The following is a 14,799-nucleotide window of genomic DNA, read 5'->3' on the forward strand; positions in this document are numbered from 1 at the left end:
GTTCTGAAAATTAGTAATAGTCAATCAAAATTGTATAATTTTGTATTATTATTGTATTTTTTGTCATACATAACTATAGTTAAAAACTATAAGATTTTATTAAGAGGAGAGATTCATATGAGCTACAATTGGAAAGATATAGAGCACCGTATGTATACAATGTGTATGATTCAGCAGAATAACAAAGTATTGTTAATACAGCGCCCCAATCATCTTGGCTTCCCTGGTTACATCGCTCCCGGAGGAAAAGTAGATTTTCCAGAAAGTATCGTTCAAGCTGCTAAACGAGAAGTAAAAGAAGAAACTGGATTACTTGTTTCAACTTTAACCTTTAAGGGATTAGATGAATATGTAAATCCGAAAGAAAATGTTCGATATATGGTATTTAACTATTGGACAGATTCATTTGAAGGTGAACTCCTTTCGAATCCTCCTGAAGGCAAATTATTATGGGTACCAATCGATACAGCACTAAATCTTCCTATGCAAGATTGTTTTAAAGAAAGATTTCCATTATTTTTTGAAAAAGGTACGTTTGAAATTCAACGTGTTTGGGACAAAGACTTAGATAAACAAGTCGCTATGACCATTACCCATACGTAAAAAAGCTTGGAATCTCTCCAAGCTTTTCTTACTTCTCCTCTATTTTCTTAATCTCATAATCAATTTCTAAAAACTTAACTCTGAATATCCACATTTCATGGTGAGCTGTTAGCATTTGACCTTTTACCTCTTTAATAATAAACGTCTCAGCTAACGGTAAACGGATTGTAAAAAAACGAGTATGTAAATAGATTCCCTCATCTCCCTTACCATTTCCTCTCAGCTTACTAGTAATAATTAAATCGTCGTGATCATTGCGTAATTTTAAAATCCCCGTCATATTCGAATATGGTAGAGGTAATGCGATATTCATATATGTCTCATTCTTATACGTATGTTTGGAGTAAAGAGCTACAAAAATAGATGCTCCTGCTTCATTTTTTCTTAACCAAGCTCTTACATTCTCCCTTCCATCCTTCTCATCCATTACCCCTATGATAGAGCCGTGCATTGTTTCCCACTTGCCGCCCATTCCTAAATGTATTTGTTCTACACGCTTACTCATTTTCTCATAACAAAATGCAAACAGGCGGAACGAACGAGTCCATTTAATATGCGATTGTAACTCATACTCTTTTGTATTTTCATAAAACCGAATAATGCTTAAAGGTATCTTTGTCACGTCAAATGCTTCACTATGAAAATCATTCATTTTATCAACTAAACCGTTGTATTCCTTACTATCTATTACATTTCTGTTATGTAAAAATGCTTCACCAACTGTCGCCTTTCCTCTTAATCTGCTCATTGGTTTCCCGTAATATTTATAGTTCGGAACACTCTTTTCAATCATCCAGCCGACAAATGCCGGTAACGCTACTCCAATTCCATTCACAACACCGTGAATCCAAACCATTTGGGCAATTGTAATCGTCATTACATGTTTCAAATTCCCATACGAATATATAAGTGAAAACATAATTGTTACCATGAGTGTACTAGACGATATGATCAGGAGAATCTTTGCGCTGATAGCATTAAATTTCGTGCGCCAAACATAAATCCCATAACCATAAATAGCACATAAATATAGGAACACTGCAAAAAATTCAAATATCCTTGAGTATGTAATTCCAATCGCAACTGTCATCGGTGAAATGACTATAATAAACATAATTGCATCATATACTTTACTGCTCTTTTCTTTCTTCCGCCCTATTAAACCAGCTGATAATGGCAATAGAAACGCCGAATAATGAAAGTGTGCAGCTGTGAGTAGAACAATGTCAGAAGTAAACTGCATAATCGAAATCTTTGCTACTGAGGCAAAAAACCAGAAACCACCTAAAAACAAATAAATAAACGCACTATCGATTGCCGTTTCTTCTAACGGTTTCCATCCTCTTTCTAGTAATCTACTCACTCCAAATAACGCGACAATTCCTGTATATACAAACCAAAATAGCGCAAAGAAATAGTGACTTGTTACGAAAGCTAGCATTGCACTAATTGCTGCGATTGGATATAAAAACGATACAAATTTATAAAAGAATACATATGATCCATTTCTTGTTTTCTTATCAATGATGCTAAATGACATCGGTATAAATAACAACATAGATAATAAAATAATTGCTTCCACTGGGTTTATATTTGACCAATCACATATTAGAAAAACAATATAACAAACAAGTCCAACTATTATATTTTTCATATTATTTATTTCCTCTCCACAAATGTTCCCTTATATGAAAATAATGAACCAATTAATGGATTGCGTACTTGTACATGAATTCGAAAGCATTGTAGTGTTTCATCATAACTTTCTACAATGTTGGCCTCTCCGTATAAGAATCTAGGTAACGGAACTTTCCTTCCAAACATGTAAAACCATTGTTTCTTTGAGGAAATATGCATTGCCCCCACCTCATCAATATGAAAATTCAATGTAGAAACAAGTATGTGTGGTTCACCAAAACAATCTACAATTTCATTATTCCCTTCATCCAACTGCATAACGGCGTTAAAATATCTTTTCTTATTATGAAAATAAAAAGTACGATTCCACCGCACAAGTTCATGTCCATGTTCATCACGCTCAGCGGTATTATGTATTGTAAATGGCACTCCCTTACCTCTCTCAGAGAAAAACATTCGAAACTTCGATGCAATTTTTAATATGAATTTTACGAAAAAAGAACCACCGTAAATTTCATCCATCTTTCCTTCTCCAATAAAGCTATTTTCTTCTGTAATCTCATAACGTTTCTGTAATTTCGGATGAAGTTTTTTATAAGAATCCCCTAATAGTCTTTCATACATATTAGCCATACATTATCCCTTTCTCTTCCTCTTGCAATTTTTTACACTTGGCAAATTCGTACTATTTATATAACCGACAATCGATAATCCAATTAGAAGTAGATTTAACGTAATTGGATTAAACGGCTCTGTAAAGCTTGCGACATTCGTAAATCCTGCCGCTATCGTTAAGGCTATTAACATAAAAATATGTACGACAAATACTTTTCGTTTTGGAAATGGCAACAGCCATAGGACACCAAAAGTAATTTCTAGTAATCCAATTATTTTAAGTACAAAAATACTATGTTCAGTTGAACCAATCATCACATATAACATTTTTACTTCTTCTGAATGAGTAAACACTAGTTTCGGTACTATTCCTTGATACATCCATACGAAAGCAAATAAAAAACATACGAACCAATATGTCATTGTTCTTCTAATGAGCAATCTAGGATGAAGTCCCTTTTCTAACCATAATTTTAAAGCATCAAAACTCCAAGCTGTCGCCCAGCCTAATAATGGCCGAAACATATAGAAATCTATTACATTCCCTATACGACCAAACCTCGTATCATAATCATATTGTGTCTCAAAATGAATGTGTTCTTTACACGGTGTATACTTCCAATAACCACGCCCTATTTGAATAAGTGATAATTGATTGTCTGTCCAAAATTTTAAAGAAGAAATCCGTTCACCTGTTTCTTTTCTTATTTCACCTATCGATTCCCCTTCACCAGCTATTTCAAGTCCAAATCCGATTTTTGTTTTATATAAAAACTTCTGCGGTTCTCCTTCTTTTTTCTCTAAATACGAAATTTCAGTAAAGCGAGCATCCCATTCTGTATGTATATGTGGTTCTTGCGTGTATTCCCATAATTTTTCCATTGTTGTATTCATTTCTGCCGAAACATAAATAGGCTTTTTCCCCTTCATTCTTCCACCTCCTATGCGCTATAAGTTTAATGTACATGCAATAAATTTATTTTGCTACATTTTTCACAAACTTCCTTTCATAAAAGAAAGAATTTTTAAAATTTATACAAAACACTTGATTCCCCAAAAAATTTAAATTATTATAAAACAAATGTTACCAACAACTTCATAAATCAAACACTCTCGCCTAAAACGTGAGATAGAGGTTGCGATACTTATGAGTATTCTAATGGAGACACAGAGATGTCTATGAAATTAGATGAAAGGAAGTATTGCCGAAATCGATATATTTCTCTGTATGTATCGATTGGGGCTGTTTTCGAATAGAAACAGAACTGTCATATGTACAGACGTGTACGTATGAAGAGCTATCTACAAAAAAGAGATATCATTTTTATGGTATTCCTTTTTTGGCGGTTTTTTTATTAGCTCCGTTTTCTGTTTCCCTTTTCCTGTAACAGCACCATCCTCACTTATTTGAGATGGTGTTTTTTGTTTTTCTCTGGTAACTACAGGAATATTGGGATTTATATATGTCCTAATCTATTCTTAAAAATGGATGAAAGAAGGAATTCGCAATGGAAACGATTGTACAAAAATTTGGTGGCACTTCTGTCGGAAGTGTTGAGCGTATTCAACATGTAGCAAATTTAATTATTGAAGAATATGAACGAGGACATAGTATCGTCTCTGTCGTTTCAGCAATGGGAAAAAGTACAGATGAACTTGTAGTACTTGCTAACGCAATTACAGAAAATCCAAGTAAACGCGAAATGGATATGCTTCTATCGACAGGAGAGCAAGTAACTATTTCATTATTAACGATGGCACTACAAGCAAAAGGGTATAACGCGATTTCATTAACAGGATGGCAAGCTGGTATTACGACAGAATCTGTACATAGTAGTGCACGGATTACTGAAATTAATACAGATCGAATTCAGTCTTATCTTACTAAAGGCACGATTGTTATTGTAGCTGGTTTCCAAGGAGTCAGTGAAGATTTTGAAATTACAACGCTTGGACGAGGCGGTTCTGATACAACTGCTGTCGCATTAGCTGCTGCACTAAACGCAAAAAAATGTGATATTTACACAGATGTGACTGGCGTATACACGACGGATCCACGAGTTGTAAAAGATGCTTATAAATTAGATAAAATTTCTTATGACGAAATGTTAGAACTTGCAAACCTCGGTGCTGGTGTATTACACCCGCGTGCTGTTGAGTTTGCTAAAAATCATAATGTCATTTTAGAAGTTCGCTCAAGTATGGAACAAGAAAACGGAACAATTGTAAAAGGAGAATGTAACATGGAACAACAATCAATCGTTAAAGGTATTGCATTTGAAGATAATATTACACGCATCACAGTGAAAGGATTAGAACAAGGTTCACTTTCAACTGTTTTCTCTACATTAGCAGCGGCACATATTAATGTAGATATCATCATTCAAAGTATTACAAATGAAGGAACTGTTCATCTCTCCTTCTCCATCCATTCTAATGATTTAAGAGAAACATTAGAAGTATTGGAACAAAATCAAGAGGCACTTCACTATGAATCAGTAGAATATGAAAATCATTTAGCAAAAGTATCAATTGTAGGATCTGGTATGGTCTCTAATCCAGGTGTTGCTGCGAATATGTTCACTACTTTAAAAGAAGAAAATATTCATATTAAAATGGTAAGTACATCAGAAATTAAAGTGTCTGTCGTTATTGACCGCCTTCATTTAGTGACAGGTGTTGAGGCGCTGCATCAATCATTTATGGCGAAAATCGAGCCTTTAGTACAAATGAGTTAATTTCCAGCGGTACTACTTAAAACAAATTATATGAATCTATTTCCTTCCTATTAAAAATAGAAAGCTGTTTGCATTATATAGAGTGACAAAAAATTTATGTGTCATTAAAAAAATACAATTAATTCTATACAACAATCGGATCATTTAATGTAGTACAGGATAGAAATATTTTTGCAAGGAAGTCTCGGTATTGTTTGTTAACAAGATACTATATGACATACTTAAAAACACCTTGTCATATTTTCCTAAACTGTGACAAGGTGTTTTTGTTTGAAAGGAATTTGTAATTTTTAATAGTATAATTAGGAAGATGATTAGATAATACACTTTTACATATAAGGAGATAAAGACAATGTCAAAAAATAAATTACTCAGAATGGACAATGTTAGCATCGTTGTAGAATCCCTTGATAATGCAATCTCTTTCTTCGAGGAGATTGGGTTAAAACTCGAAGGGCGCGCCACTGTAGAGGGTGAATGGGCTGGTCGCGTAACCGGACTCGGTTCGCAGTGCGTAGAGATTGCTATGATGGTGACTCCAGATGGTCATAGCCGAATTGAACTTTCGCGATTTCTTACCCCGCCCGCTATAGGAGATCACCGGACAGCTCCTGTCAATGCCCTCGGTTATTTGCGCGTCATGTTCACCGTTGAAGACATTGATGAAATGGTATCTAGGCTTACTACTAAGCATGGTGCTCAACTCGTTGGTGAAGTAGTTCAATACGAGAACTCTTACCGTCTCTGCTACATTCGTGGAACCGAAGGGATTTTAATCGGTTTAGCGGAAGAACTCGGTAACAAGTAATTAATGTATTATAAATGAAACTACTATATTTTTAACCACGTCCTCACTCCAGAACGTGGTTATGCTTGTTTGAGTTTTTAAAAATATATTTTCATTTTACACATAGATTTCAAGACTCTATCCAAACAGTTCTTTAACATATCACTAACATCCAAAAATCATTATGAAATAATTTAATTATTCGCTTTACCTTTTCCTAGGAAATATCACTGACTCTTCTCATTTTATATTTTATCGCTCTTTTCTATGAAAAAACGATCTATATTCATTCAAAATAACTTTCTTCACATCTGAGTAAAATACCATCATGAATAATGCAACGCCTAATACAATCACCTGTATTTTTTCATATTCAACGAAAGCACTCATAATTAACAAACCAAATCCAATATAAAAACCAAATTCGTTCTCTTTCTCAAAATCCTCATCTTCTTCATCAATATGTATTTTTTCTTCAATGTTTTGATTCCTTTTTATTAACTCATCGAGCGTAACATTGTACATTTCACTTAGTAAAATTAAATTATCAATATCCGGATAACTTTTATCATTTTCCCATTCATATACCGCCTGCCTCGTCACGCCAATCTTTTTAGCAACATCCTCTTGTGAAAATCCCTTTGACTCTCGTAGTTTTTTTAACTGCTCTCCTAAGCTCATAACGTCCCCTCCTTTAACAAATTATGACATAATGGGAGATGAAAAAGAAAGAAACTATTGGTAAAATCTGCTGTAAACCACTCGTTTACACAATAAAAAAGAGAGAATAACTCTTTGAGTTATTCTCTCTCTTCTATTAAAACAGATGAATGTTTTCTTTCTTGCAAGCTTCACGTAAATCATCAGGCCATACAGAAGATTGAACTTCACCGATATGTGCTTTTCGTAAGAAGTACATGCACATTCTTGATTGTCCGATACCACCGCCAATTGTTAATGGGAGTACGTCTTCTAAAATACCTTTATGGAAATCGTACTCACGTTTGAAGTCTTCACCTGTTTTCGTTAACTGCTCATCAAGTGATTTACTATCAACACGAATTCCCATTGATGATAATTCAAATGAAGATTGTAGTACTGGGTGCCAGAATAAGATGTCACCGTTTAATTTCCAATCATCATAATCAGCTGCGCGTCCATCATGCTTTTCACCTGAACGAAGTGCATCACCAATTCCAATAATGAAGACTGCACCGTGCTCTTTCGCAATTGCATGTTCACGATCTTTCTGTGTTAATTCTGGATATTTATCTTCTAGTTCTTGGGAAGTGATGAAAACAATTTCTTCTGGTAAATACTTTCCAAGGAACGGATATTTTTCAAATAAGTGATCTTCTAAATCTTTGAATATTCCATAAATTGTTTGTACTGTTTTTTGTAAGTAATCTACAGTACGCCATTCTTTTTGAACGATTTTTTCCCAATCCCATTGGTCAACGTAAATGGAATGTGTTGCATCAAGTTCTTCATCACGACGAATCGCGTTCATGTTTGTATATAAACCTTCACCAGCTTCATATCCATATTCATGCAGTGCAAATCGTTTCCACTTCGCTAGTGAGTGAACAATTTCTAATTCTTCTCCTGAATGTAACATATCAAATTCAATTGGACGTTCTACACCGTTTAGATGATCGTTTAATCCTGATTTTTTCGTTACGAATAATGGTGCAGATACACGGAATAATTCAAGGCGTTTTGCTAATTGATCCTCGAAAAATGTTTTAACTTCCTTAATTGCGATTTGAGTCTCTCTTACTGTCATTAATGATTGATACATGGTGGTTTCCTCCTAAAATGTTTGGATGTTGTGAAAAGAAGCCAACAAAAAAAGCCCTTCTTTCCCAAAAAACTGGGACGAAAGGCTTTGGTTCCGCGGTACCACCCAAATTAGCAACAGAGGTTGCTCACTTATACAATACGGAGATGAAATATCTCGATACTGTTCTTCTTGTAACGGCGAAGTTCCCGGCTAAGTCTACTTTCCTATCAAGGATTTCGGTTAGCAACTCCAGGAGGTTCTTCATAATAGGCTTCGTATCAGGCTCACACCACCCCTGACTCGCTTAGACTACGTCCTACTACTACTCGTCCTTTCATAGTCGTTTTGTTGTCACATCTCTGAAACATTTTATTAATGATTATTCTATACAAAAAATAAATAAAGTCAACAAAAAGTTTTAAAATATTTTTCAATTCTTTATTTTACGGCTTTATTGATTGTTTCTAATATACCTTTTTTACTTCTTTTGTCTGGGGATTCCAAAAAACGTTTCACTAACAGAAACTAACATATATACAACAATTAATGTAATCGTCCGAAATATAGAATCCGCAGTATTTCGTATTATTTTCATTTTCTTTGTAATTCCTTTCAGTTTACTTGCAAATTCATGATATACTATAGCATTCAAGCAGTTTGTTTTTACTTAAAACAAACATAGTCATTTATAAAGAGTATTTTCTAAATCATTGACTATTATCAAATAAGATTTTTATATAACGGAGTGATTATATGAGTAAAACGAAAGCAAAACCGAAAAAAGGTGTAGGACAAGGTACTGGAAGTAAAGGATGGAACCGTTGGCAATCAAGCGCAAAGAAAAAGAAAGCTGCAAAGCCATACAAAAGTAAAGGTACAAAGAAATAATTGAAATAACATTTAATTTCTTTACTTTGTACAAAACAAAATATAATTATTACAACAAAAAAGCTATGCCCTCATACATTTGAAGGCATAGCTTTCTTTATTAGATCATTAAAATATCTCGAATTTCTTCCTCCGTGATTGATGATAATTTCTCTTCTCCTGGTTCAATCACTTCAGCGATTAAATTTTTCTTACTCTCTTGTAGTTCATGCATTTTTTCCTCAATGGTTCCGTGTGCTACTAATTTAATAACTTGTACTGTATTTTTTTGCCCCATTCGATATGCCCGATCTGCTGCTTGTTGTTCAACAGCTGGATTCCACCATAAATCATATAAAATAACCGTATCGGCACCCGTTAAGTTAAGACCCGTACCACCAGCTTTTAAAGAAATGAGGAATAGGTCCCCTTCTCCTTCGTTAAATCGATTACATAGTTCTACACGTTCTTGCGAAGGTGTATTTCCGTCTAAATAAAAGTATGGAATTGCTTGACGATTTAATTCACGACCAATAATGGACAGCATCTTCGTAAATTGAGAGAAGATTAAAATTCTCTTACCAGTACTTCTACATTCCTCTAGTATGTCTAACAGTTGCTCAAACTTAGCTGAACTCCCTTTGTAATCATCAACGAATAAAGCCGGATGATTACATATTTGTCTTAATCTCGTTAAGCCAGCTAAAATTCTAATTTTATTTTTACGTAACGTATCTTTGTCTAAATGCTTTAATGTTTCTTCTCTTAATTTCGCTAAGTAAGCAGCATATAATCTCTTTTGATCTGGTAATAACTCCGATGACTGTAAGTGCTCTATTTTATCTGGAAGCTCTTGTAATACATCTTCTTTTAGTCGTCTTAATACGAACGGTTTTACGCGCTTCGCAATATCTTCACGCCTTAAATCACCGAATTCTTTTCTTCCTGGTAATAATTCTGGAAATACAACATGAAAGATAGACCATAGCTCTTCTAATGAATTTTCTACAGGCGTTCCCGTTAGTCCGAAACGATATTCAGCTTGAATTGTTTTCACTGCTCTTGCAGTTTGCGTTGTAGGATTTTTAAACGCCTGTGCTTCATCAAGAAATAGTGTATGAAATGGCCTCGCATACGACCTTACATCTTTTCTCAGTAACGGATATGACGTAATGACGACATCAAATTCCGCTACGTCTTTTAAGATTTTTCGCCGTTCTGTCTGATTTCCATCTGCAATAACTGCTCTAATATGTGGAGCGAATTTTTTCAATTCACTAAACCAATTATAAACAAGCGAGGACGGTGAAACGACTAATATAGGCAGCTTCTTCTCTCGAATTTCAGGCAAAACAGAATCTATATAAGCAATACTTTGCAGCGTTTTTCCAAGTCCCATATCGTCTGCTAAAATACCGCCAAAACGGTAATAGGCGAGTGTCTTCATCCACTCAAATCCGTATACTTGATACTCTCTCATTACAGCATGTAAAGTTTGTGGCACTGTAAACTTTAATTTTTTCGGGTTTTGAATGCTTTCAACTAAATCTTGAACAGACTCATCTAAACTTAAAACATTACCTTCATGAAGTCCGTTCATCCATTTTACACTCCGAATAAGCGGAACATTCACTTCTTCCCCATGTAAAAATTCTTTTCGAATACCTGATTCTTTTACAAACTGATTAATTTCATTAAACTCTTTACTCTCTAGTGATAATAAAGAACCATTCGCTAATCGGTAATATTTACGTTTCTCCTCAAGAGCAACTAATACCCCTTTAATTTCTGCTTCCGGTATTCCTTTTATATCAAAACGAAATGATAACCAATCAATTCTTTCTTTTCTTCTCACTCTAATAAGTGGCGCTGTATCCCCTTTATGAATACGTAATTTGATTGCTGTTGTCGCGTAAATATCAACTAAACCTTTTAACGTTGGAACAATGTGATATAAAAAGTTATACTCAGCTTCTTCATTATGCATAAAGTAGCCACCTTCTGTTTTTGCAAAAGCACTTTCACTCATAATGTCTAAAATCTCTTTTTCCTTTTTCTCATCACGATTAAAAACGGAAGGTTGCCCGTCTTCTTCTAGCGGATTAATCACGACGTTTCCATAATGGAATTCAAGCCCTGCTAGCAAACGATTTTTTACTCGATCTAAATACAGCTTTGCTTTTAACGACGGCGTTTCAACACGATCGGATATTACTTCATCAATGCGCACTGTTCCCAGTTTCATTAATCCAGGCACAACTTTCGCTACGAAATGTTCCATCTTATTTTCAGGAATATAAAACTGATTGCTATTTGAGCGACTCATCATCTTTTGTAATTCAATAAGTCGCATACAATCTTCCATAGGTAAATGATATAATTTCCCATCGTAAAGAGCGTTGTTATACATCTCCATAACTCGAACACGATTTAGACCGTCTATATGAAGGGTAAACCCGCCATTATTCCCTTTCGTAAACTCAAAATGTAATGGCAATAACCCTTTTGAAATGTGTAATCCCTGAAACAGTTGCTCCTTTTGTTTCAGCTGTACATACTCGGCTCTAGAAAGTGCAGAGAGCATATCATTCCACGAAGCTGGCGGTATAAATATCATACTTTCATCTTGTTTCGCATGTACTTCTAGTGCATCTTCATACATTTTTTCATTATGATATATTTTAATGAGTTGTTGTATAATCGCGTCTGTTTCTTGTTTAAAACTGTGTACATCTGGCGTATATGTAAATTCATTGGAACAATGAAAAGTCTCTCTCTTCTCCACTTTAGAAAGAAATTCTCTCATATGATTTATAAAATATGTTTTCGCAAGTTTTAACTGAATTCCAAGAAGAGCCCCACCGCTTTTCGTCGCTACTGGTGAACATATAAACGCAACATCTAATATTTCACGTGTATCAAACCGATGTTGTTTACTTTTTGGCCTCAGTGGTTTATCTGCAAACAACTGAAACATCCCGTTTGTTAATTGATCATTTCTGCTACTAACAGAGCCCATTCCACCCGTTTGCTGGTTATAATTTATTTGTATCAATACAGCTGCAACATGTTGACAGTACGTTTGGAAAGATGCTAACGAAGGACAACTACATCTCGCAACAACATCACCTTTCTTAGCTTTTTCTACTGTAACATGGAAATCCTCGTTCCCTTTTACCGTCGCCTCACAAATTTCTTTCGTTTCATCATAGTAATTCACGATTACTTTATTTGATTTATAATAAGCTTCGCCTCTTTTATATGAGGTTTCTCCACATACTTCTTTAATAATCGATTTATTTAATGTAAAACTCATTGTTTTGACACTTCCTTAATGTAAAACCATTTTCTCTTACTTAACATTTTACATGCTTAACGAGAAAATATAAAATGTTGATTTAACAAAAAAAGATGCTTATTTATAAGCACCTTTTCACTCTATCTCCATCAGTCGTTTCGCCTCAAAATACAACACTTGAATAAATTTTTTCGTATTAATTCGTATATGGCCAGAAGTCGCTACCCCATCCTTTGTCATTTCTGTCATCCGTTTTCTAACTACAGTGAAATCAAAAAACTTCGGAGCATAACTTTCAAATTTCGGATTTGAAAAGTCTGTTAGTCCAAGAGAAGCTAAATGGTTCAATGATTGATAAATCGCTCTTCTTACACGTTGTTCAGATGCTTTTCTCTCCTTTTCTATATCTGCCTCTGAAGCTAGTTCCCCTAATTTTTTCAGTGTAATTTGGTGAAAAATATCTTTCAACGCAGGAAATCCAAATTCAAATGTTTGCGCCTTTTCTTGTCCATTTAAATATTCCAGCATACTAAGTAAATCTTTACTTCCGTTCTCTCCCGCAATACCGAGTTCTGATAGTAAGAAGCGTCCTGAATCTGATATCTTTTTCCCTTCTTGCACTGTTTCACTACGCATTTGCGGCTTTTCCCACTGAAACACATTATTTAATGATTTTTGAATGTCATATATAGAACGTTCCAAACGAATACGTTCTATCACTTTTCGTACAACAGATACTACTTCTATTTTGTTTAGTGGTTTTGTAATATAATATTCCACACCAAGTGTATATGCCTCACCAATGAGCTGTTTCGATTCAACTTGGGAAATCATAATAATTTTCCCAGTAAATGAAGATGCTATATGGCGAACTGTTTCAATGCCGTCTCTCATCGGCATTAATAAATCAATAAATAAAATATCCACTTTTTTATAATTTAGCTGTTCCGCTTCAATAAACGCTCCATCTTCCGATTCTCCAATTACTTCCCCAAGATCGCCATCCTCAATAATTTGCGAAAGCATCGAGCGGAAAACTTCATCATCATCTACAATATAATAATACAAACCTATTCCCCTTCCCGCTTTAAACTGCACTCCGGTAAACAAACGATAAACTTACACCCTTTCCCATTTTCATTGTCTTCTAACCTTACTTCTCCGCCGAGCTCTGTTACCATTTCGTCAATGTAAGAAAGTCCAATACCTGTGGACGGTGTTCCTGTTTGATCATACTTCGAAGTAAACCCAGGCTTAAATACTAATTTCTTATACTTTTGTACAATACCAGGGCCATCGTCAATTACTTCAAAGATTACATTTTGCTCTCGTTTATATAACTTAATGCGAATGACACCCCTATCTTCAATTGCTTCAACTGCATTCGCAACTAAGTTATTAAAAATTGATAGCACTGTATACACGTGATATGCAGCATGCTCTCCTTCTATATGTTTAGAAAAACGTATATCTTTCTCTAGCATTTCAGCATACTTTTCATTTATTCTTACAATCATTTCTGTAAGCTCATGACCTTCTACGTACTCAGCCACATTTTTATCTAATAACAGTTTAGATAATCCTGCAAAAATCCTTTGATTATCTTTTTTTATTTCATGCACTTCTCCTGCTATTTTCAATGCTGTTTTACCATTCGAATGATTGCTTACTTGTAAATTTCGATATAATTGATACGCTTCTTGTGTAATTAATTCTGCATTTTGTAACGTTTTTTTCAAATGAACAGATTCTACATATAAATTGGATAAGTGCATTAACATTTTTTCATTTTCTTTTCGCACTTGTGATTCTTTTAATTTCGTTTCATATAAATTCATCATATTTAAAAAGCCAAGTGCAAAGAAACTACGAAAAATAGCAATAATGATGAGTTTATTTACTTCAGAAATTGTTATTGTTGTACCTAGTACTAACATGTGATAAAACGCAAGTTCCGACATACTTGCAACAATTTCAATTGAAATTCCAAGACATCCAATAATAATTGGTTTCTGATGGAACTTATTTACCCTGCAAAGTGAAAAAAGACTGCCATAAATAAAATAATAGAAGAACACAGGATAACGCAAATAAAATGATTCTGTCATATGAAATGAACCTTGCATGATCCAGTCAAGACATACGCGGAATAGGACTACACATATACCAACAACAATACCTGCAACTCCTGCTGGTATTCTTCTTAAAAATAGTAATAAAAAGAAGAATAACGGCGTCCCAAAGCTAACGCGAAACGTATCATTAAACGGATGAAAATTAAGCTCTCCAGCAATCGGAACAACAACCATTAATATAATTAAAAGGGATATGTCTTTCTTCCATAATTGATTCCAATTCAAAGGTGCCACTTCCTATATTCTTTTTTCAGTAATAAAAGTGAAAGCCCGCTTATATTTATAAACGGGCTTTATTTCTATATTCTAACCTTTTCTACCGCTTTTATTTGGCG

12 protein-coding genes, 1 riboswitch and 1 other annotated feature are annotated in these 14,799 nt (G+C 34.4%); of the genes, 4 read left to right on the top strand and 8 right to left on the bottom strand.

Annotated elements, in window-relative coordinates; genetic code table 11:
* Positions 1-117 precede the first annotated feature (117 nt).
* A complete protein-coding gene (locus tag AC0NJG_RS14415; protein ID WP_474063171.1) occupies positions 118-603 on the top strand; it encodes an NUDIX domain-containing protein in 486 nt (161 codons plus the stop codon).
* A 28-nt stretch (positions 604-631) separates the two neighbouring features.
* Here AC0NJG_RS14415 and AC0NJG_RS14420 read toward each other — a convergent pair whose 3' ends face one another.
* Genes AC0NJG_RS14420 through AC0NJG_RS14430 form a run of 3 tightly spaced genes read right to left on the bottom strand, consistent with a single transcriptional unit; the run spans position 632 to position 3,786 of the window.
* Positions 632-2,257, bottom strand: coding sequence for a YndJ family protein (locus tag AC0NJG_RS14420; RefSeq protein WP_474063172.1), 1,626 nt, complete (start codon positions 2,255-2,257; stop codon positions 632-634).
* Between the two features lie 5 nt (positions 2,258-2,262).
* Positions 2,263-2,874: a DUF4166 domain-containing protein gene (locus tag AC0NJG_RS14425; RefSeq protein WP_087952998.1), complete on the bottom strand. Its 612-nt coding sequence runs from the start codon at positions 2,872-2,874 to the stop codon at positions 2,263-2,265.
* A gap of 3 nt (positions 2,875-2,877) precedes the next feature.
* Positions 2,878-3,786: a DoxX-like family protein gene (locus AC0NJG_RS14430; protein WP_087994331.1), complete on the bottom strand. Its 909-nt coding sequence runs from the start codon at positions 3,784-3,786 to the stop codon at positions 2,878-2,880.
* A gap of 192 nt (positions 3,787-3,978) precedes the next feature.
* Positions 3,979-4,165, top strand: a riboswitch (Lysine riboswitch).
* A 199-nt stretch (positions 4,166-4,364) separates the two neighbouring features.
* Here AC0NJG_RS14430 and AC0NJG_RS14435 point away from each other — a divergent pair.
* Both AC0NJG_RS14435 and AC0NJG_RS14440 read left to right on the top strand, forming a co-directional pair.
* Complete coding sequence (locus AC0NJG_RS14435) at positions 4,365-5,594, top strand: aspartate kinase (protein ID WP_474063173.1); 1,230 nt, start codon at positions 4,365-4,367, stop codon at positions 5,592-5,594.
* Between the two features lie 352 nt (positions 5,595-5,946).
* Entirely contained in the window at positions 5,947-6,402 is a 456-nt protein-coding gene (locus AC0NJG_RS14440; RefSeq protein WP_087953001.1) for a VOC family protein, read from the top strand.
* 231 nt (positions 6,403-6,633) lie between these two features.
* Here the strand turns inward: AC0NJG_RS14440 and AC0NJG_RS14445 are convergent, their stop codons facing one another.
* Both AC0NJG_RS14445 and asnA read right to left on the bottom strand, forming a co-directional pair.
* Entirely contained in the window at positions 6,634-7,062 is a 429-nt protein-coding gene (locus AC0NJG_RS14445) for a helix-turn-helix domain-containing protein (protein WP_308900573.1), read from the bottom strand.
* A gap of 136 nt (positions 7,063-7,198) precedes the next feature.
* Entirely contained in the window at positions 7,199-8,182 is a 984-nt protein-coding gene (gene asnA / locus AC0NJG_RS14450) for an aspartate--ammonia ligase (RefSeq protein ID WP_087953002.1), read from the bottom strand.
* Positions 8,183-8,252: 70 nt separating this feature from the next.
* Positions 8,253-8,511: a binding site (T-box leader), on the bottom strand.
* Positions 8,512-8,917: 406 nt separating this feature from the next.
* Between asnA and AC0NJG_RS14455 the strand changes: the two genes are divergently transcribed.
* A complete protein-coding gene (locus AC0NJG_RS14455; protein ID WP_000047591.1) occupies positions 8,918-9,052 on the top strand; it encodes a DUF3934 domain-containing protein in 135 nt (44 codons plus the stop codon).
* Positions 9,053-9,152: 100 nt separating this feature from the next.
* Here AC0NJG_RS14455 and AC0NJG_RS14460 read toward each other — a convergent pair whose 3' ends face one another.
* From AC0NJG_RS14460 to AC0NJG_RS14470, 3 genes are all read right to left on the bottom strand, one after another.
* Positions 9,153-12,347, bottom strand: coding sequence for an SNF2 helicase associated domain-containing protein (locus AC0NJG_RS14460; RefSeq protein ID WP_308900570.1), 3,195 nt, complete (start codon positions 12,345-12,347; stop codon positions 9,153-9,155).
* 117 nt (positions 12,348-12,464) lie between these two features.
* Positions 12,465-13,397 carry a response regulator gene (locus tag AC0NJG_RS14465; RefSeq protein WP_000291931.1) on the bottom strand — a complete coding sequence of 311 codons (933 nt, stop codon included), beginning with the start codon at positions 13,395-13,397 and terminating at the stop codon, positions 12,465-12,467.
* 2 nt (positions 13,398-13,399) lie between these two features.
* Positions 13,400-14,698, bottom strand: coding sequence for an ATP-binding protein (locus AC0NJG_RS14470; protein WP_087953004.1), 1,299 nt, complete (start codon positions 14,696-14,698; stop codon positions 13,400-13,402).
* Positions 14,699-14,799: the final 101 nt, after the last annotated feature.

The sequence above is a fragment of the Bacillus sp. SSR7 genome (genome assembly GCF_055902415.1).

What these genes read in the sequence shown, in the direction of transcription:
- AC0NJG_RS14415 (WP_474063171.1), top strand. Translation starts at nt 118, where the DNA reads ATGAGCTACAATTGGAAAGATATAGAGCACCGTATGTATACAATGTGT.
- AC0NJG_RS14420 (WP_474063172.1), bottom strand. Translation starts at nt 2,257, where the DNA reads ATGAAAAATATAATAGTTGGACTTGTTTGTTATATTGTTTTTCTAATA.
- AC0NJG_RS14425 (WP_087952998.1), bottom strand. Translation starts at nt 2,874, where the DNA reads ATGGCTAATATGTATGAAAGACTATTAGGGGATTCTTATAAAAAACTT.
- AC0NJG_RS14430 (WP_087994331.1), bottom strand. Translation starts at nt 3,786, where the DNA reads ATGAAGGGGAAAAAGCCTATTTATGTTTCGGCAGAAATGAATACAACA.
- AC0NJG_RS14435 (WP_474063173.1), top strand. Translation starts at nt 4,365, where the DNA reads ATGGAAACGATTGTACAAAAATTTGGTGGCACTTCTGTCGGAAGTGTT.
- AC0NJG_RS14440 (WP_087953001.1), top strand. Translation starts at nt 5,947, where the DNA reads ATGTCAAAAAATAAATTACTCAGAATGGACAATGTTAGCATCGTTGTA.
- AC0NJG_RS14445 (WP_308900573.1), bottom strand. Translation starts at nt 7,062, where the DNA reads ATGAGCTTAGGAGAGCAGTTAAAAAAACTACGAGAGTCAAAGGGATTT.
- asnA (WP_087953002.1), bottom strand. Translation starts at nt 8,182, where the DNA reads ATGTATCAATCATTAATGACAGTAAGAGAGACTCAAATCGCAATTAAG.
- AC0NJG_RS14455 (WP_000047591.1), top strand. Translation starts at nt 8,918, where the DNA reads ATGAGTAAAACGAAAGCAAAACCGAAAAAAGGTGTAGGACAAGGTACT.
- AC0NJG_RS14460 (WP_308900570.1), bottom strand. Translation starts at nt 12,347, where the DNA reads ATGAGTTTTACATTAAATAAATCGATTATTAAAGAAGTATGTGGAGAA.